We start from the raw sequence: 19425 nt of genomic DNA, 5'->3' as shown, positions 1-19425 counted from the left end.
GGTTTGCGGAAGATACGACAGCCAAGCGGCTCACGCCGACGACGACAACTTGAGCCCCACGAGCCCGAGCACGATCAGCGCGGCGCTCGCCACGCGTGCGGCACTGAGCGTTTCGCCCATCGCGACAACACCGAACACGAACGCGCCCACCGCGCCGATGCCAGTCCACACGGCGTAAGCCGTGCCGAGCGGCAACTGGCGCATCGCAAGCGTGAGCAAGCCGAAACTGCCGAGCGCGGCCGTGATCGTCAACACGGACGGCCACAGCCGCGAAAATCCTTCGGAAGACTTGAGACCGGCGGCCCACACCACTTCGAGCAGGCCGGCGAGGAAAAGAAGAAACCAGGACATCGGAGACGCTCCACGAAAAATGGGGCCGTCCCCGAGTGAAGATGGATGGCAAGGTCGTCCTTGCTGTCCCGAAATTATAGCGGCATCCCCCTTCTCACAGGCTACGGGCGTTATTGCACTATTGCACGCCCACGAGCCGATAGCCGACGCCCGTCTCGGTAACAATATGCTCGGGCTGCGCTGGGTCGTGTTCGAGTTTCTGGCGCAGATGCGCCATATAGATCCGCAGATAATGACTGCTCTCCACATGCGACGGCCCCCACACCTCGCGCAGCAGTTGCCGGTGCGTCAGCACGCGGCCCGCGTCGCGCACGAGTGTCGCGAGCAGTCGGTATTCGATAGGCGTCAGATGGACCGCCGCACCCGCGCGCGTGACCTGGCGCAGGCCGAGATCGACGGTGATGTCGCCGAAGCGCACCTGCGGCGCTTCGTTCGCTCCGCCGCGATTACGCCGCCGCAGTTGCGCGCGGATCCGCGCGAGCAGTTCGGAAACACCGAACGGTTTCGTGAGGTAGTCGTCGGCGCCCGCATCGAGCGCGGCCACCTTCTCGGCTTCTTGCGTACGCGCCGAGAGCACGATCACCGGCAGATCGCTCCAGCCGCGCAGTTCGCGGATCACGTCGAGACCATCGGTATCGGGCAGGCCGAGGTCGACGATCACGAGATCCGGCTTGCGCGTGGCGGCTTCGACCAGGCCCTGCTTGCCCGTCTCGGCGTCGTGGACGACCATCCCCTCGCCCTCCAGCGACGCCCGCACGAAGCGGCGAATCTGCTTTTCGTCTTCGATCAGGACGACGGCGACGCTCGGATCACTCATGGGAAGGCTTCGAATCGGCAGGTTTCAGTTCATCGGGTTGGGGTTCGACAGACGCCGGCGCGCCGCAATGCGCCCCATGCTCCGTATGCCCATGCGCGGGCGAGTCGGCGTCCGCGCCCTCGTCTACGAGCCGCGCGGCTTGCGACATTTCCTCGCCGTGAGCCGGCGCGTCTTGCGCCACCTCGTCCGCGGGTGGAGGCGGCGGCAACTCCACCGGCAGCGAGAACCAGAACGAAGCACCCAGCAGGCGGCCCGCTTCGTCCATGCGATTGACCGCGCCGATTGTACCGCCGTGCGCCTCCACGATCGCGCGGCAGATCGCGAGCCCAAGGCCGATACCGGGCTTCGCCGACTCCTTCTCGCCGCGCGTGAATTTGTCGAAGACGCGCTCGCCCATGCCGGGTGGCAAGCCCGGTCCGTTGTCGTCGACCGTCACGCGCACGAACGCCTGGCCGCCGGTCTCCACGCGGCGTGCGCCGATCACGAGCGGCGTATCGGGCGACGTGTACTTCGCGGCGTTTTCGAGCAGATTCGAGAAGAGGCGCTCCATCAGCACGGCGTCGAGATGCAACAGCGGCAGACCTTCTTCGAGCGACACCTGCACCGGATGCCGCGCCAGCACGCGCCGGCATGCCGCCAGCGCGGCGCCCACCGTCTCTTCGAGCAGCGTCCACTGGCGGTTCAGCTTGAGGCTGCCCGCCTGCAGGCGCGCCATGTCGAGCAGGTTCGTGACGATGCCGGTCATGCGCAGCGCCTCGTCGTGGATCGACTCGATCAGTTCGCCCGCTCGCTCGTCGACGCGCGAGCCGGGCGTCTGCGTCGTCGCAAGCATCGACGAAAACCCGACGATCGCCGTGAGCGGCGTGCGCAGATCGTGCGAAATCGCCGACAGAAGCGAATTGCGCAGCCGCTCCGATTCCATGTTGACGAGCGCATCGCGCGCGATATCGACGTAATGCACGCGCTCTAGCGCGAGCGCGATCTGCGACGCGAACGCGTCGAACATGCGCTGCTGCTCGGGCACCTGCAGTTCGCGCGCGTCGCGCGTGACGACCGCCAGCACGCCGCGCGTGCGCATCGGCGCCTTGAGCGGCTGATAGCGCGCCACCGCCGCCGGCAGCGTGTCGGTGCCGTGGCCCGCGGGTTTTTGCTGGTCGTAGACCCACTGGCCCACGTCGAGGTCGACGCTCGGCGCGTCGAGCATGGTCTGCGGATCGGGCTCTTCGATCTTCTGCTGCACCTTGTCCACGCTGTCCGGCAGCAGGATCGCGACGCGCGCGCCGAACACCTCGCTCACGTGGCGGCTGCCGATCGCGACGATCTGCTCCGTGGTCAGCGCCGCAGCAAGTTCGCGCGCCATCGCGTACATCGCGCCCGTGCGCTGCTCGCGCCGCTGCGCGACGCTCGCTTCGCGGCGCAGACTCGAAGTGAGGTGGCTGATCACAAGCGACGTGAGCAGCATGCCCACGAAGGTGAGCAGGTATTGCGTGTCGCTCACGGATAACGACATACGCGGCGGCACAAAAAAGAAGTCGAAGGCCGCAATGCTCACGAACGAGAGCATCACGCCCGGCCCGCGTCCGAGCTTCGTCGCCGTGAAGATCACGCCGAGCAGATACAGCATCACGAGATTCGTGAGGTCGATGCGGTCGATCAACTGGCTCGCAATCAGCGTGACGCACGCGCAGATCACGAGCGCCGCACCGTACGCACGCGGCGGCGAGCGGTCGCTGCCCGCGAACAGCGCGTCGCGCCACGCGTTGGCGGCGCGCGACGCCGTGCCCGTGGCCGAAGGGTCGCCCATCTTTGCACCGGCCTCACCGGCCAGCGCGCGCACAAGCGTGAGATCGACGTCGCCCGCCTTTTCCGCGAGCCGCTCGCCGAAGGGCCGGCGCAGCCAGCGCGACAAACCCGTGCGTAGCGTCGCGCCCGCCACGAGCTTCGAAACGTTGCGCAGACGCGCATAGCCAACGAGCGTCGTCGCCGCGTCCTCGCCCGCCAGCGTCGTGGTCTCCGCGCCCATTTCGGACGCGAGCTTCAGCGCGCCGAGCGTGCGTTCGCGGATTGCGTCGGGCAGACGCTGGAGCCTCGGCGTTTCGACATAGACGGCGATCCAGTCGGCCTTCAGGCTCACGGCGAGGCGCGCGGCCGCACGCACCAGCGCGTTCGCCTCGGGGCCGGGGCCGATGCACACGAGCAGCCGCTCGCGCGCCTGCCACACAGGCTGGATCGAACGGTCGGCGCGATACTCGCGCATCTGCGCGTCGACGCGGTCGGCCGTGCGGCGCAGCGCCAGCTCGCGCAGCGCGATCAGATTGCCCTTGCGAAAGAAGTTGCGCACCGCGCGCTCGGCTTGCGCCGGCATATACACCTTGCCGTCGCGCATGCGGTCGAGCAGTTCCTCGGCGGGCAGGTCGACGAGTGTCACTTCGTCGGCGCTGTCGAACACGCGGTCGGGCACGGTCTCCCATACGCGGATGCCCGTGATCTGGCCGACCACATCGTTGAGGCTTTCGAGGTGCTGGACGTTGACGGTCGTGTAGACATCGATGCCCGCGTCGAGCAGCTCGTAGACGTCCTGCCAGCGCTTCATGTGGCGCGCGCCCTGCACGTTCGAGTGCGCGAGTTCATCGACGAGCACGAGTTGCGGCTTGCGCGCGAGTGCCGCGTCGAGGTCGAACTCGGCGAGCATGCGGCCGCGATATGCGAGCTGCGCACGCGGCAGCACGTCGAGGCCATTCGTGAGCGCGGCGGTTTCGCTGCGCCCGTGCGTCTCGACGATGCCCACGACGACGTCGATGCCCTCCTCGGCGCGGCGGCGCGCGGCCTGCAGCATCGCATAGGTCTTGCCGACGCCCGCCGACGCGCCGAAGAAAATCTTCAGCTTGCCGCGGCGGCGCTTTTCCTCGTCGCGCTGGAGGCGATCGAGCAGTTCGTCGGGATCGGGACGGTTCATGCGGTTGGGCTCGGTGTAGTGGGCGCCTCGGGTGGCATCGCGTCTTTCATGCTGCAAGCGCGGGCCGGCTGCATGCTGATCCTCTCACCGCAGCGCCGGAATGGCAAACCGCACGCCGCGCAGGACGCGCGGCGTGCGGATCGGCTTGATACGCCCTCAGTCGGCTTCTTTGCCGTCGAGCGCAAGATTCAACGCAAGCACGTTCACGCGAGGCTCGCCGAGCACGCCGAACTGGCGGCCCTTCGTATAGCGGTCCACGAGCGCCTGCACATCGGACGGGCTCAGGTGGCGCGCCTTCGCGACGCGCTCGACCTGATAAGCCGCCGCAGCGGGCGAGATCTCGGGATCGAGGCCGCTCGCCGACGACGTCACCAGGTCCACCGGAATCGGCTGCGAAACGTCGGTGCCCGCAGCCTTGAGCGCGGCGATGCGCCCTTTGACCTCGTCGGCCAGCGCCGGGTTGGTCGGACCCAGGTTCGAACCGCCCGAATTGGCCGCGTTGTACGGATTCGGCGTCGTGGCCGAGAGACGACCCCAGAAGTACTGCGGCGCGTCGAACTGCTGGCCGATCAGTTCGGACCCGACCACCTTGCCGCCGACTTCGACGAGGCTGCCGTTGGCCTGGCGGTGGAAGACGGCCTGACCAAACACGGTCATCACGGCCGGATACGCGAGACCCGTGAGCGCCGTCAGCACGGCGAAGATCACGACGAGCGGACGTAGCAGAGGAAACAGCAACGATTTCATGTTTTTTCCCGAATATGCGTCGATTAAGTCGCTTGAGTCACGTTCGGATCAGACCCAGCCGAACGCGGCGAGCACCATATCGATCAGCTTGATCCCGACGAACGGCACGAGAATCCCGCCGAGGCCATAGACCAGCAGATTGCGGCGCAGCAGGATCGCGGCGCCGAGCGGCCGGTATTTCACGCCCTTCAACGCCAGCGGAATCAGCAGCACGATGATGAGCGCGTTGAAGATCACCGCCGAAAGGATCGCCGAAGCGGGCGTCGCGAGATGCATCACGTTGAGTGCGTTCAGCTGCGGATACGTGGTCGCGAACGCCGCCGGAATGATCGCGAAGTACTTCGCGACGTCGTTGGCGATCGAGAACGTCGTGAGCGAGCCGCGCGTCATCAGCATCTGCTTGCCGATCTCGACGATCTCGATGAGCTTCGTCGGGTTCGAATCGAGGTCGACCATGTTGCCCGCTTCCTTCGCGGCCTGCGTGCCGGTATTCATCGCCACCGCGACGTCGGCCTGCGCGAGCGCCGGCGCGTCGTTGGTGCCGTCGCCGGTCATCGCGACGAGCTTGCCCTGAGCCTGGTGTTCGCGGATCGTTGCGAGCTTCGTCTCCGGCGTGGCCTGGGCGAGGAAGTCGTCCACGCCCGCTTCGGCAGCAATCGCCGCGGCGGTCAGACGGTTGTCGCCCGTAACCATCACGGTCTTGATGCCCATCTTGCGCAGCTCGGCGAAGCGCTCCTTGATGCCGCCCTTCACCACGTCCTTCAGTTCGATCACGCCGAGCACCTGCGCCGCGCCGTCCTTCACGCGGTGTGCGACCACGAGCGGCGTGCTGCCGCGACGCGCGACGTCATCGACGGCTGTTTCGACTTCGGCCGGAAAGCGGCCACCCTGTGCTTCGACGAAGTGCTTGACCGCATCGGCCGCGCCCTTGCGGATCTCGCGGCCGTGCGTGCCGGGTGCGGTCCCCTCGGGCGAAAGGTCCACGCCGCTCATGCGCGTTTGCGCGCTGAACGCGAGAAACACCGGATGCAGCGTTGCCATGTCGCGCTGGCGAATGTTGAAGCGCTGCTTCGCGAGCACGACGATGCTGCGGCCTTCCGGCGTTTCGTCGGCGAGCGAGGCGAGTTGCGCCGCGTCCGCGAGCACTTCCTCGGTCACGCCAGGCGCTGCGATGAACGTCGATGCCTGACGATTGCCGAGCGTGATCGTGCCGGTCTTGTCGAGCAGCAGCACGTCCACGTCGCCCGCGGCTTCCACCGCACGGCCAGATGTCGCGATCACGTTGGCCTGCATCATGCGGCTCATGCCTGCCACGCCGATCGCCGAAAGCAGCCCGCCGATGGTGGTCGGAATCAGGCAAACGAGCAGCGCGACGAGCGCCGTGATCGTGACGACGTGGCCCATCTTCGCCGCTTCGACGGAGAACATCGAGAACGGCAACAGCGTCGCCGTGGCGAGCAGCATCACGATGGTCAGCGCGACGAGCAGAATCGTAAGCGCGATCTCGTTGGGCGTCTTCTGGCGCTTCGCGCCTTCCACCATGGCGATCATGCGGTCGAGGAACGCCTCGCCCGGATTGGCCGTGACGCGCACGACGATCCAGTCGGAGAGCACACGCGTGCCGCCCGTCACCGACGAGAAATCGCCGCCCGACTCGCGGATCACTGGCGCGGATTCGCCCGTGATCGCCGATTCGTCCACCGAAGCGACGCCTTCGATCACTTCACCGTCGGCGGGAATCGTGTCGCCGGTTTCGACGAGCACCACGTCGCCGCGGCGCAGATCGGAAGCGGTCATGATGCGGATCGGCGCCTTCGGATGCGGCTCGCCGAGCTTCTTCGCCATCACGTCGCGCTTGGCCTGGCGCAGCGACGCGGCCTGCGCCTTCGAGCGCCCTTCCGCGAGTGCTTCCGCGAAGTTCGCGAAGAGGACCGTGAACCACAGCCACAGCGCGACGGCGAGGATGAAGCCCGCGGGGGCTTCCGCCTGGCCCATGAGCGCGGCGATCCAGAGGATCGTCGTGAGCACGCTGCCGACGTACACGCAGAACATCACGGGATTGCGCAACTGCGTGCGCGGCTTGAGTTTTCTGAACGAGTCCACGATGGCCGGACGCACGAGCGCCGGATCGAACATGGACCGTGTAGCACTATGTTGAGTCATGTTGGTCTAGTCCTTGTTCAGTGCACGCCCATCATGATCAGATGCTCGACGCCGGGGCCGAGGGCGAGCGCGGGCACGTAGGTCAGCGCGCCGACGAGCAGCACGGTGCCGAGCAGCAGCACGACGAAGAGCGGGCCGTGCGTGGGCATCGTGCCGGCGGATTCGGCGATACGCTTCTTGCCGGCGAGCGAGCCGGCGATGGCGAGCACGGGAATGATCGTCCCGAAGCGGCCGAACCACATCGCAACGGAGAGCATCCAGTTATAGAACGGCGTATTCACCGAAAGCCCCGCGAACGCACTGCCGTTGTTGTTCGCGGCCGAACTGAACGCGTAGAGAATCTCCGAGAAACCGTGCGCGCCCGGATTGGCGATTCCGGCCTTACCCGGATCGACGAGCACCGCGATCGAGGTGCCAACGAGCACGAGCAGCGGCGTGAGCAAGATGGCGATCGACACCATCTTCATCTCGAACGCTTCGATCTTCTTGCCGACGTACTCGGGCGTGCGGCCGATCATGAGACCGGCGACGAACACCGCGAGCAGCGCGAACACGAGCATGCCGTAGAGCCCCGAACCGACGCCGCCGAAGATCACTTCGCCCAGCTGGATGAAAAGCATCGGAATCAGTCCGCCGAGCGGCGTGAGCGAGTCGTGCATGGCGTTCACGGCGCCGCACGAAGCCGCGGTGGTCGCAACGACAAAGATGCCCGTCTGCGCGATGCCGAAGCGCGTTTCCTTGCCCTCCATGTTGCCGCCCGCTTGCAGCACGCTGGCGTGCTGGTCGACGTTGAGCGACGTGAACATCGGATTGCCTGCCTGCTCCGCGGCCAGTTCGCCACCCACCGCCAGCGCAAACGCGATCGTCATCACCGCGAGCACTGCAACGCCCTGCCTCCGGTCCGCCACGAAATTGCCGAACACGAGACACAGCGCGGCTGGAATGATCAGGATGGCGAACATTTCGACGAAGTTCGAGAATGGCGTCGGGTTCTCGTACGGGTGCGCCGAATTTGCGTTGAAGAAGCCGCCGCCGTTGGTGCCGAGCATCTTGATCGCGACCTGCGAAGCGGCCGGACCCATGGCGAGCGTCTGCGTCGTGACCTTCGTATCGACCGTAACGGCGTTACCTTGCGCGTCCTTCACCGGATTACCCTGCGCGTCTAGCTTCGGCGCGGCATACGTGGTCGTCTGCAGAACCGGAACGTCCTGATAGGCCTTGAAGTTCTGGATCATCCCCTGGCTCATCAGGATCGCAGCGATGACCGCCGACATCGGTATGAGGACATAGAGCGTCGTGCGCGTGACATCGACCCAGAAGTTGCCGATAGTCGTAGCCGAGTGACGCGCGAAACCGCGGATCAGCGCGATCACGACCACGATGCCCGTCGCCGCCGAGAGGAAGTTCTGCACGGTGAGGCCGAGCATCTGCGTGAGGTAGCTCACGGTCTGCTCGGGCGTGTAGTTCTGCCAGTTCGTGTTGGTGACGAAGCTCACCGCCGTGTTGAGCGCGCCGTCCACGGTCATCGGACCGAAGCTCTGCGGATTGCCGGGCAGCCAGCCCTGAATGCGCAGCAGCACGTAAAGGAACAACGCGCCGAGCACGTTGAACGAGATCGTAGCGAGCGCGTAGTGCTTCCAGTTCATCTCCGTCTGCGGATCGACGCCCGCCACGCGATAGAGGAAGTTTTCGACTGGCGCAAAAAGGCGCACGACACGCGAGCGTCCGTCGAGCACGCGCGTGAGATAGCCCGCCAACGGCACGGCCAGCGCGAGCAGAACGACGATGAAAATAGCGGTCTGCAGCAGATTGTTGGTGTTCATTCGATATCCTCCGCGCGCAGCAGCGCATGGACGAGATAGACGAACAGCAACAACGTCGCTGCCCCCGATAACCACAGGATCCAGCTCATGAGCGCACTCCCCGGTCGGCTCGCCGGAACTGCATGAGCTTCTCGCAACCGGCGATCAATCCGTATGTGAGCGCGGCGAAGACCGCCAGCCCCCCGATACACAGCACATCCATTGTCGTGTTCTCCATTAGCGGATGACAGGTATCAAACACTACGGGTTTGCGCGTCAAGAACGGATTAAAGGTGACCCTGCGCGTATAAAAAACGCGTAAACGCGCTTGCACGCCAGGTGCCGCGAAAGCTCTTGATCCGCGAGCGCGTGGTCAGGTCAAAAGAGAAGACACTTCGCAGGGGAATGGATGGTGCGCGCGAGCCCCGGCTCCTTTCGGAGTCAGGGCCGCGTAAATGGCGACTTTCGAGCGGGAACGGCAGTCAGCGGAACGGGGAGAAAGATCGTCGTCCAGACGATCCTTAGCGACGTGCAAGTCGTCGCGCTGGTGCGACGAATTACTGGAAAACCGGTTTCCCGCTGCCGTCCTTCACTTTCGCGCGCCATTGCGTGCGAATCTCGTTGACAACGGATTCGGGAAGCGAGATGTAGTCGAGGTCCTGCGCGGCCTGCTCGCCGCTCTTGAACGCCCAGTCGAAGAACTTGAGTGTTTCCGTGCCCTGTTCCGGCTTGGCCTGCACCGTGTGCAGCATCACGAACGTAGCGCCGACGACCGGCCACGCGTTCTTTCCAGGTTGATCGGTCAGAATCTGATAGAAACTCTGCGACCAGTTCGCGCCGGCCGCCGCCGCCTTGAATGTCTCGATGCCGGGCTGCACTACCGCGCCCGACTGGTTCTTCATCGCGGTGTAGATCATCTTGTTCTGCTTCACGTACGCCCATTCCACATAGCCGATGGCACCCGGAAGACGCTGCACGAATGCCGCCACGCCATCGTTGCCCTTGCCGCCGGTTCCGGTCGGCCAGCTCACCGTCGTGCCTTCACCGACCTTCGATTTCCAGTCCGGACTCATTTGCGACAGGAAGTGCGTCCAGATGAAACTCGTTCCCGAGCCATCCGCGCGCCGGACGACCGCGATGTCCGTGTCCGGCAACTTGATGTTCGGGTTGAGCGCCGCAATGGCGGGCGCATTCCATTTCTTGATTTTGCCGAGATAGATGTCGGCGAGCACCGGACCCGACAGCGTCAGTTCTCCCGGCTTGACGCCCGGAAGGTTAATGGCGGCCACGACGCCCCCAACCACGGTCGGGAACTGAAACAGGCCATTCTTTTGAAGTTCGTCGTCTTTCATCGGTGCGTCGGAGCCAGCGAAGTCGATGGTTTTAGCGAGTATCTGCTTGATCCCGCCTGCCGACCCGATGCCTTGATAGTTGACGCGGGCGCCGCCGGCTTTCTGATACGCCGCGGCCCACTTGTTGTAGATGGGCGCGGCGAATGTGCTGCCAGCACCCGTGATATCGGCCGAATGAGCCGGCACGCCGACAAGGCCACCGATAGCCACGCATAGCGCGATCGACAGGTTCTTCATGACAGACTCCTCGAAAGTCTTGTAAGTTGCCGTATGAAACTAGCCGCGGTTAATGTCAATCCGGTGACAGGCGAGGTATGCCGGGCTTGAGCATGGAATTCGCGCCAACCGTGCCGCGAAATCCGCTCGGGCGATAACTGGACGCCATCGTCTGGTGCGGCGTAGCGCTCAGCATGCGCCGTTCCCGGCCGCCCCGGCCGCATGCGCCGCTTATCCCCGATGGCGCAAAGAAAAAGGGCACGCAAGCAAAGCTTGCGCGCCCTTGTGTGAGCACTTCGGTGAGTACCTCGGCGAACACTGCGACGATCCCCGCACGAGGAAACCGCTCAGGGAACGAGAATCGTCGACCCGGTCGTGCGGCGCGCCTCAAGATCCGTATGCGCCTGCCCAACATCCTTCAACGCATAGCGTTGGTTAATCGACGTTTTCACCTTGCCCGAAGCAACGACCTCGAAGAGTTCAGCCGTCATCGCTTCGTAGTCCGCGCGTTTTGCGATGTAGGTAAAGAGCGTCGGGCGCGTGAAGAAGAGCGAGCCGCGAGCGGAGAGGTCCAACGAATCGATCGGCGGCAGTTTCCCCGACGCATTACCGAAGCTCACGAACATGCCAAGCGGCGCGAGGCAGTCGAGCGATTTCGCATACGTATCCTTGCCGATCGAGTCGTACACCACCGGCACGCCCGCGCCGTTCGTGATCTCGCGCACGCGCGCCGTAAAGTCCTCGCGCGTGTAGACGATCGGGTAATCGCAGCCGTGGGCTCTCGCGATCTGCGCTTTCTCGTCGGAGCCCACCGTGCCGATCACTGTCGCGCCGAGCGCTTTCGCCCACTGGCAAACGAGCAGCCCCACGCCGCCCGCGGCGGCCTGGATCAGGATCGTGTCGCCGGGCTGCACGCGATACGTGCGGCGTAGCAGATATTGCGCCGTGAGGCCCTGGAGCATGATCGACGCCGCGGCCTCGTCGCTGATCGCATCGGGCAGACGGATCACCTGGTCGGCGCGCAGCACGCGTTCCTGCGCATACGCGCCCGGCGGCCGCGCCACGTAAGCGACGCGATCGCCCACTTTCAGGTCCGTCACGCCCGGCCCGACCGCCGTCACCGCGCCCGCCGCCTCCATGCCGAGCCCGGCGGGCAACGGCTGCGGGTAAAGACCCGTGCGGAAATACACGTCGATGTAGTTGAGGCCGCACGCGGTCTGCGAAAGACGCACCTGCCCCTCGCCGGGTTCGCCCACTTCGACGTCGACCCACTTCATGACTTCGGGGCCGCCCGTCTTCTCGATCTGGATTGCCTTGCTCATGGTGTCTCCTGTCGATGGGACCTGGCGCTTTAGCGCTTAGTCCCATCCCGTACAAAGTTTGGAGTGGTCGTCGTGGCCCGGTGTGCGGCTCAGACCGTGCCGGCGACGTGCAGCTTCAATGCTTCGAGCAGCATGCGCGCCGTCGCGATGTTCGTCGCACACGGCACGTTGTGCACGTCGCACGCGCGCACGAGTGCATTGATGTCCGGTTCGTGCGGCTGCGGCGTCATCGGATCGCGAAGGAAGATCACCATGCCCACGCGGCCCTCCGCGAGCTGCGCGCCGATCTGCAGGTCGCCGCCGTGCGGGCCCGAGAGCATGCGCTCCACGGAAAGCCCGTGCGCCGCCTCGATGCGCGAACCGGTCGTGCCGGTCGCGATCAGCTCGCAGCGGCGCAGCGTATCGGCGTATTCGCCGGCCAGTTTGACGATGTCGTCCTTCTTGTGGTCGTGCGCGATCAGCGCGACGCGGGTTGCCATGTCTTCGTTGCTCCTTCGATTCAGGTTGGAGGGATGGACGACCAGATGGGCTACGGGTTGTGGGCCATCGGTTGCGCTATCAAACGCGCGGCTCAGAACGTGCCCGGGAAAGCGCCGCCGTCGAGCAGCCAGTTCTGCCCGGTGATGTAGCCCGCGTGGACGCTGCACAGGAATGCGCAGGCGCGGCCGAATTCATCGGGTGTGCCGAGGCGCCGCGCGGGAATCGACGTGAGGCGTCGCTCGCGCATTTCGTCGAACGAGACGGTGTTCGCCTTGGCCTGAGCAACGAGGGTGGCCCGGATGCGATCGGTGTCGAACGCACCCGGCAGCAGGTTGTTGATCGTGACGCCGGTCGCGGCGACCTGGCGCGCGACGCCCGCGACGAAGCCCGTCAGCCCCGAGCGCGCGCCGTTCGAGAGGCCGAGCACATCGATGGGCGCCTTCACCGACGAACTCGTGATATTGACGATGCGCCCAAAGCCGCGCGCGATCATGCCGTCGATGGTGGCCTGGATCAGCGCGATCGGCGTGAGCATGTTGGCCTCGAGCGCGGCAGTCCACGCTTCGTGCGTGTACGTGCGGAAGTCGCCGGGCGGCGGCCCGCCTGCGTTGTTGACGAGGATGTCTGGCTCGCCGCACGCCGCAAGCGCGGCGGCGCGGCCCTCGGCCGTCGTGATGTCGCACGCGACGGTTTTTACCTCGACGCCGGTCCGCGCACGGATCTGCGCGGCGGTTTCCTCGAGCGTCTCAACGGTGCGCGCGACGATCGTGACGTTGACGCCTTCTTCGGCAAGCGCCTCGGCGCAGCCCCGGCCGAGCCCCTTGCTTGCCGCGCACACCAGCGCGCTGCGTCCTGCGATGCCCATGTCCATCGTTGCCCAGTCCTTTCTTTCGTGTTTGCCGGCGCCTTCGAGCCTTTGACACGGCTGGCCCGGCTGTTGTGAGTCGGTTGTAGCGGGTTACGCAACGCTTTCGCGACGGCCGTCCGCGGCGGGCGACCCATCCTTTCCGGATTCTAGAAGAATCGGGGACATCGCGCCCGACGTTCCCCGCCTCGCGGCGTTCCCCCGGCATCGGCACAACCCGCGCGGACACCGGCGCGAGCCTGCCGGACGAGGGGGATTTTCCGTATACTTGCGCCTGTAGCGCGGCTCGTGCCGCGCCGGACTGCCCGTCCGGCTACCTGCCGCGCGCGCGACCACGCCGCACGGCGTCGACCGCCGATTTCCCGAATCCTCTTGCAGCCTTGTGCGCCCCGCCATGAAACAGGACAGCCGCTTTCCGAACCTCTTCATCCTCGATCACCCGCTGATCCAGCACAAGCTCACCCACATGCGCGACACGGACACGTCCACGCGGACGTTCCGGGAACTGCTGCGCGAAATCACGCTGCTGATGGGCTACGAGATCACGCGCGACCTGCCGGTCACGACGCGGCGCGTACGCACACCGCTCGTCGAGGTCGACGCGCCCGTCATCGCGGGCAAGAAACTCGCCATCGTGCCGGTGCTGCGCGCGGGCATCGGCATGTCGGACGGGCTGCTCGAACTGGTCCCCTCGGCGCGCGTGGGTCATATCGGCGTCTACCGCGCCGACGATCATCGCCCGGTCGAATACCTCGTGCGCCTGCCCGACCTCGAAGACCGCAACTTCATCCTCTGCGATCCGATGCTGGCGACCGGTTACTCGGCGGTGCACGCGATCGATGTGCTCAAACGCCGCGGCGTGACGGGCGAGCGCATCTCGTTCCTCGCGCTCGTCGCGGCGCCGGAGGGCGTCGAAGTGTTCCAGCAGGCGCACCCGGACGTCAAACTCTACGTCGCCTCGCTCGACTCGCACCTGAACGAGCACGCGTATATCGTGCCGGGCCTCGGCGATGCGGGTGACCGGCTCTTCGGCACGAAGAACTGACTGCGGGCGCCCTGCCCCTTGCCGCTGCGGCACAGCCCGAACGGCGGGGCGCCGGTAAGCATCGCCGGACGGTGCAAATTCCCGCGAAATCACATCCGCGACGCGGCTGCGTTGCGGTTGCGTCGCGCGTCGGGCGAGCCGCTCGCTTCTTCGAGACCGCCGGTCCCCCACCCGGGACCACGGACGGACAGCCCCGCGTGATAAAATTCAGATCCTCCTGAACGGGTGTCCGGCGCGCTCGATGCATGGTGTGCATGGCACAAACACCGCACCCATGTTGCACAGACAAACCGGACACGTGCCGCAGCCGGCCGCCGACGTGCGCTTCGAGCCACAAGACCGGACCTCGCCTGGCGCCGCATCTGCCGCATTCGCCACGTTCAGGGCGGACAAGACAATCATGGGCACAAAGGCCGCACCGGCGGATCTGCGCGGCCGCGCCCGCGAAAACGCATAGACAACTGCACATTGCACCATGCACGCGAAAAGAGCGTGCGACGGAGAAACGTATGGCGGGTCATTCGAAATGGGCCAACATCAAGCACAAGAAGGCGGCTGCTGACGCGAAGCGCGGCAAGATCTGGACGCGGCTCATCAAGGAAATCCAGGTGGCCGCCCGCATGGGCGGGGGTGATATCGACACCAACCCGCGTCTGCGTCTGGCCGTCGACAAGGCGTACGACGCCAACATGCCCAAGGACAACATCAACCGCGCGATCCAGCGCGGCGTGGGCGGCGTCGACGGCGCGAACTACGAGGAAATCCGTTACGAAGGCTACGGCATCGGCGGCGCGGCCGTCATCGTCGATACGATGACCGACAACCGCACCCGCACCGTCGCGGAAGTGCGTCACGCGTTCTCGAAGTTCGGCGGCAACATGGGCACGGACGGCTCGGTGGCGTTCATGTTCGATCACGTCGGCCAGTTCGTGTTCGCGCCGGGCACGCCCGAGGACAAGCTTATGGACGCCGCGCTCGAAGCGGGCGCCGACGACGTCGTGACGAACGACGACGGCAGTATCGAAGTGGTCTGCCCGCCGTTCGACTTCACCAAGGTGAAGGAAGCGCTCGAAGCCGCGGGCTTCAAGGCGGAAATGGCGGAAGTCACCATGAAGCCGCAAAATGAAGTCGAATTCACGGGCGATGACGCCGTGAAGATGCAAAAGCTGCTCGATGCGCTGGAAAACCTGGACGACGTCCAGGAGGTGTACACCAACGCGTCGATCGCCGACGAATGATTTCCGGGCGGCACGACGCATGGGCGTCGTGCTGAGGGGCGGTACCGTCCCATTGTGTTACCGCGGCCGGCGTCCATACGCCGGCCGTCACTGTTTTCTGGTCTTTCTGGCCTTTCAGGTCTTTCGGGGATTCAAATGAAGTTACTCGTCGTCGGTTCTGGCGGCCGCGAACATGCGCTGGCGTGGAAGCTTGCCCAGTCGCCGCGCGTGCAGCTCGTCTACGTCGCACCCGGCAACGGCGGCACCGCGCAGGACGAGCGGCTCGCCAACGTCGACATCACGGACATCAACGAGCTCGCCGACTTCGTCGAGCGCGAACAGGTCGCGCTCACCGTGGTCGGGCCGGAAGCGCCGCTCGCGGCCGGCATCGTCAACGTGTTCCGCTCGCGCGGCCTGAAGGTGTTCGGCCCGACGAAGGAAGCCGCGCAGCTCGAAAGCTCGAAGGATTTCGCCAAGGCGTTCATGAAGCGCCACGGCCTCCCCACGGCCGCCTACGAGACGTTCTCCGACGCCACCGCCGCGCACGCCTACGTCGAAAAGAATGGCGCCCCCATCGTCATCAAGGCCGACGGCCTCGCCGCGGGCAAGGGCGTGGTCGTCGCGATGTCGCTTGAAGAAGCGCATCAGGCCATCGACATGATGCTCGCCGACAACAAGCTCGGCGACGCCGGCGCGCGCGTTGTGATCGAGGAATTCCTGGCAGGCGAGGAAGCGAGCTTCATCGTCATGGTGGACGGCAAGCACGTGCTGCCGCTCGCCTCGAGCCAGGACCACAAGCGCCTCATGGACGCCGACCAGGGCCCGAACACGGGCGGCATGGGCGCCTACTCGCCCGCGCCGATCGTCACGCCGCAGCTGCACGCGCGCGTGATGCGCGAAATCATCCTGCCGACCGTCGCGGGCATGGAGAAGGAAGGCATCCGCTACACGGGCTTCCTGTACGCCGGTCTCATGATCGACGCGCAAGGCAACCCGAAGACGCTCGAGTTCAACTGCCGCATGGGCGACCCCGAAACGCAGCCGATCATGGCGCGCCTGAAGGGCGACTTCTCGAAGGTCGTCGAGCATGCGATCGCAGGCACGCTCAACCAGATCGAACTCGAATGGGACCGCCGCACGGCGCTTGGCGTGGTGCTCGCCGCGCACAACTATCCCGATACGCCGCGCAAGGGCGACCGCATCAGCGATATCCCCGCTGAAACCGACGATTCCGTGACGTTCCACGCGGGCACGAAGTTCGTCGACGGCAAGCTCGTCACGGCGGGTGGCCGCGTGCTGTGCGTGGTCGGCCTCGCGGATTCGGTGCGCAGCGCGCAATCGGTGGCCTACGAGACCGTGAACCGCATCTCGTTCGATGGCATGCAGTATCGCCACGACATCGGCTACCGCGCCGCGGGGCGCAAGAGCTAAGCGTCAAGCGCCACCGGTCTGGCCGCGTTGTCTCGCGAGGCGACGCGGCCTGGCTTTTGGGGACCAGATCCGCAATGCCGGGAGCATTGGACCCGGACCATGCGCGGTGACCCCGTCCGCCGCACCCTGAACGAACCGATGCGCCGCGACCGGGCGCATCGCGCGGTTCGCGAAAACAGGGCAAAAGTGTTACGCAGCGCATCCGGCCCCGCCGCGCGCCGTCGGCTGCCCGAACGGCGCTACACTGCCGCTGTCGGCATGCGCCGTGCGTTCAAAAATGCACGGCATGACGCCGCCCCCCAAACAACCTGATACGCCCGCCGGCCTCATCCGGCGGATCGCCCGCACATCACGATGACCGACACGAACCGCACCGGCGCACTCGACGAGCGCGCAACCCCCGACAGCGTGGCCGTCCGCGCCTGGCTGACCGGACTGCAGACGCAGATCGCCGATGCGCTCGGCGCCTTCGACGGCACCCCGCTCGCCACCGACCGCTGGGAGCGCGAGGCCGGCGACAAGCTGCGCGGCGGTGGCTGCACACGCATCATCGAAGGCGGCCAGTTCTTCGAGCGCGGGGGCATCGGGTTCTCGGATGTCTCGGGCGACACCCTGCCGCCGTCGGCCACGGCTGCGCGCGCGCAGCTCAACGGACGCGGCTTCGAGGCGATGGGCGTCTCGCTCGTCCTGCACCCACGCAATCCGTACTGCCCGACCGTGCACATGAACGTGCGCATGCTGCTCGCGACCAAAGCGGGCGAAGCGCCCGTCTTCTGGTTCGGCGGCGGCATGGATCTCACGCCGTACTACGGCTTTGAGGAAGATGCGCAGCATTTCCACCGCGTCTGCCGCGATTCGCTCGCGCCCTTTGGCGCGGACCTCTACCCGCGTTTCAAGCGCTGGTGTGACGAATACTTTTTCCTGAAGCATCGCAACGAGGCGCGCGGCGTAGGCGGCATCTTCTTCGACGACTACGCCGAAGGCGGCTTCGATCAGGCATTCGCGATGGTGAGGAGCGTCGGCGAGGGCTTCCTGAAGGCGTATCTGCCTGTCATCGAAAAGCGCCGTGCGACGCCGTATGGTGAAGCCGAGCGCGAATTCCAGGCGTACCGGCGCGGCCGCTACGTCGAATTCAATCTGGTCCTCGACCGTGGCACGCATTTCGGCCTGCAAAGCGGAGGCCGCACCGAATCGATCCTGATGTCGATGCCGCCCAGCGCGAGCTGGCGCTACAACTGGCAACCGCAGCCCGGCACGCCGGAAGCGCGCCTCTACACCGACTTCCTGCCGGTGCGCGACTGGATCTGACGCCGTGACGCAAGTCTTTGAGCCTCGTGCGCGAGCGCGCCGCGTTGGCCTGTTCGGCGGCACCTTCGATCCGATCCATGACGGCCATCTCGCGCTCGCGCGGCGCTTTGCTGCGCTGCTCGACCTCACGGAACTGGTGCTGCTACCGGCCGGTCAACCGTGGCAAAAGCCCGAGGTGAGCGCAGCGGAGCACCGGCTCGCGATGACGCGCGCCGCAGCCGCATCGCTCGTGCTGCCGGGTGTGACGGTCAGCGTCGATACGGACGAAATCGAGCATGACGGTCCCACGTATACGGTGGAAACGCTGCGCCGCTGGCGAGCGCGCAACGGCGGCGACTGCTCGCTCACGCTGCTGATGGGGGCCGACCAGTTGCTGCACCTCGACACCTGGCAGTACTGGCGCGAACTGTTCGAACTGGCCCACATCGGCGTGGCGAGCCGACCCGGTTTCGACTTCGCGGCGCTGCCGCCAGACGTCGCCGCCGAAGTCGCCGCGCGGCGCGGCGCGCCCGCGACGCTCGCGCAGACATCGCACGGCCACGTGGTGATCGACGAGTCGCTCGCCTACGACGTGTCGGCCACCGAAATTCGCCGCCGGATCCGCGCGTGCCAGATTGAATCCCTGGCCGCGCGCGAAACCGGCCCCAAAACGACCCACACCGCGCCCCACAGTGCCGCACGCGCTGGCGACACCCCCGCCGCGCCCGTTCCCGCGGCCGTTTGGGACTATATTCTTCAACATCATCTGTACCACGGGTAAATATGGACATCCGCAAACTGCAACGCGCCATCGTCGACGGCCTTGAAGACGTCAAGGCACAAGACATCAAGGTGTTCAACACCAGCCATCTGACCGAACTCTTCGATCGGGTGATCGTCGCGAGCGGGACGTCGAACCGCCAGACCAAGGCGCTCGCCTCCAGCGTGCGCGAGAAGGTCAAGGAAGCGGGCGGCGACATCATCAGCACGGAAGGCGAGGACATCGGCGAATGGGTGCTCGTGGATTGCGGCGACGCCGTCGTCCATATCCTCCAGCCCGCGCTGCGTCAGTACTACAACCTCGAGGAAATCTGGGGCGACAAGCCGGTGCACGTCAAGCTCTCGACCGTGAGCGGTTTCTCGGGCGCGCGCCCGAGCGAGCCGATGGACGACGACGAGGACGACATCGAAGAAGTAGCCCGCGTCGCGGCGACGAAGCCGGCGACAAAGAAGGCCACCCGAGCACAAGTTGCGCCCGCTGCGAAATCCGCTGCAAAGCCGGCCGCTGCGCGCAAGAGCCCCGCCCGCAAGACTGCGGCACCCGCGCGCAAGACCGCCGCGCGCCGCAGCGCCGCGAAGTGAGCGCCGCCCGCT

The 19425-nt window shown here is 65.9% G+C and carries 18 protein-coding genes; 6 read left to right on the top strand and 12 right to left on the bottom strand.

Annotation, left to right across the window (positions count from 1 at the left end; translation table 11 throughout):
* Positions 1–30: 30 nt before the first annotated feature.
* From sugE to D1Y85_RS06000, 12 genes are all read right to left on the bottom strand, one after another.
* The gene (gene sugE, locus D1Y85_RS06055; RefSeq protein ID WP_124150126.1) at positions 31–351 is read right to left on the bottom strand and encodes a quaternary ammonium compound efflux SMR transporter SugE; all 321 of its coding nucleotides are present in this window, start codon (positions 349–351) and stop codon (positions 31–33) included.
* Positions 352–469: 118 nt separating this feature from the next.
* Positions 470–1168 (bottom strand): two-component system response regulator KdpE, encoded by a 699-nt coding sequence (kdpE, locus tag D1Y85_RS06050; RefSeq protein WP_124150125.1) that lies wholly within the window; start codon positions 1166–1168, stop codon positions 470–472.
* On the bottom strand, positions 1161–4124 hold the full coding sequence (locus tag D1Y85_RS06045; RefSeq protein ID WP_124150124.1) for a DUF4118 domain-containing protein: 2964 nt from the start codon (positions 4122–4124) through the stop codon (positions 1161–1163). The genes kdpE and D1Y85_RS06045 overlap by 8 nt, the downstream gene beginning before the upstream one ends.
* Positions 4125–4280: 156 nt before the next feature.
* Positions 4281–4859 (bottom strand): potassium-transporting ATPase subunit KdpC, encoded by a 579-nt coding sequence (gene kdpC, locus D1Y85_RS06040; protein WP_425466884.1) that lies wholly within the window; start codon positions 4857–4859, stop codon positions 4281–4283.
* 60 nt (positions 4860–4919) lie between these two features.
* Positions 4920–7034 carry a potassium-transporting ATPase subunit KdpB gene (gene kdpB / locus D1Y85_RS06035; RefSeq protein ID WP_124150122.1) on the bottom strand — a complete coding sequence of 705 codons (2115 nt, stop codon included), beginning with the start codon at positions 7032–7034 and terminating at the stop codon, positions 4920–4922.
* Positions 7035–7051: 17 nt separating this feature from the next.
* Positions 7052–8857 carry a potassium-transporting ATPase subunit KdpA gene (gene kdpA, locus D1Y85_RS06030; protein WP_124150121.1) on the bottom strand — a complete coding sequence of 602 codons (1806 nt, stop codon included), beginning with the start codon at positions 8855–8857 and terminating at the stop codon, positions 7052–7054.
* A complete protein-coding gene (gene kdpF, locus D1Y85_RS06025; RefSeq protein WP_124150120.1) occupies positions 8854–8946 on the bottom strand; it encodes a K(+)-transporting ATPase subunit F in 93 nt (30 codons plus the stop codon). Before kdpF ends, kdpA begins: the two co-directional genes overlap by 4 nt.
* The gene (locus D1Y85_RS27455; RefSeq protein WP_124150119.1) at positions 8943–9059 is read right to left on the bottom strand and encodes a potassium ABC transporter ATPase; all 117 of its coding nucleotides are present in this window, start codon (positions 9057–9059) and stop codon (positions 8943–8945) included. Before D1Y85_RS27455 ends, kdpF begins: the two co-directional genes overlap by 4 nt.
* Before the next feature lie 334 nt (positions 9060–9393).
* Positions 9394–10425: a phosphate ABC transporter substrate-binding protein PstS gene (pstS, locus tag D1Y85_RS06015; protein ID WP_124150118.1), complete on the bottom strand. Its 1032-nt coding sequence runs from the start codon at positions 10423–10425 to the stop codon at positions 9394–9396.
* Positions 10426–10751: 326 nt separating this feature from the next.
* Positions 10752–11726: a quinone oxidoreductase family protein gene (locus tag D1Y85_RS06010; RefSeq protein ID WP_124150117.1), complete on the bottom strand. Its 975-nt coding sequence runs from the start codon at positions 11724–11726 to the stop codon at positions 10752–10754.
* Between the two features lie 89 nt (positions 11727–11815).
* A complete protein-coding gene (locus D1Y85_RS06005) occupies positions 11816–12205 on the bottom strand; it encodes a methylglyoxal synthase (protein ID WP_124150116.1) in 390 nt (129 codons plus the stop codon).
* 92 nt (positions 12206–12297) lie between these two features.
* Entirely contained in the window at positions 12298–13077 is a 780-nt protein-coding gene (locus tag D1Y85_RS06000) for an SDR family oxidoreductase (RefSeq protein WP_124150115.1), read from the bottom strand.
* Positions 13078–13465: 388 nt separating this feature from the next.
* Here D1Y85_RS06000 and upp point away from each other — a divergent pair, with 388 nt between their 5' ends.
* The 6 genes from upp (at position 13466) to rsfS (ending at position 19413) form a co-directional block, all read left to right on the top strand.
* Positions 13466–14116 (top strand): uracil phosphoribosyltransferase, encoded by a 651-nt coding sequence (gene upp / locus D1Y85_RS05995; protein WP_124150114.1) that lies wholly within the window; start codon positions 13466–13468, stop codon positions 14114–14116.
* Between the two features lie 509 nt (positions 14117–14625).
* Positions 14626–15354, top strand: coding sequence for a YebC/PmpR family DNA-binding transcriptional regulator (locus D1Y85_RS05990; RefSeq protein WP_124150113.1), 729 nt, complete (start codon positions 14626–14628; stop codon positions 15352–15354).
* Between the two features lie 135 nt (positions 15355–15489).
* On the top strand, positions 15490–16764 hold the full coding sequence (purD, locus tag D1Y85_RS05985; protein ID WP_124150112.1) for a phosphoribosylamine--glycine ligase: 1275 nt from the start codon (positions 15490–15492) through the stop codon (positions 16762–16764).
* A gap of 354 nt (positions 16765–17118) precedes the next feature.
* Complete coding sequence (gene hemF / locus D1Y85_RS05980; protein WP_124150111.1) at positions 17119–18072, top strand: oxygen-dependent coproporphyrinogen oxidase; 954 nt, start codon at positions 17119–17121, stop codon at positions 18070–18072.
* A 4-nt stretch (positions 18073–18076) separates the two neighbouring features.
* Complete coding sequence (locus D1Y85_RS05975) at positions 18077–18832, top strand: nicotinate-nucleotide adenylyltransferase (protein WP_124150110.1); 756 nt, start codon at positions 18077–18079, stop codon at positions 18830–18832.
* 2 nt (positions 18833–18834) lie between these two features.
* Positions 18835–19413, top strand: coding sequence for a ribosome silencing factor (rsfS, locus tag D1Y85_RS05970; protein ID WP_124150109.1), 579 nt, complete (start codon positions 18835–18837; stop codon positions 19411–19413).
* Positions 19414–19425: the final 12 nt, after the last annotated feature.

Origin of the sequence: Paraburkholderia dinghuensis (genome assembly GCF_003837865.1) — a bacterium.
GTDB lineage: Bacteria > Pseudomonadota > Gammaproteobacteria > Burkholderiales > Burkholderiaceae > Paraburkholderia > Paraburkholderia dinghuensis.
The sequence above is the reverse complement of the archived record's forward strand: the minus strand, read 5'-3'. Positions and strand labels throughout refer to the sequence as shown.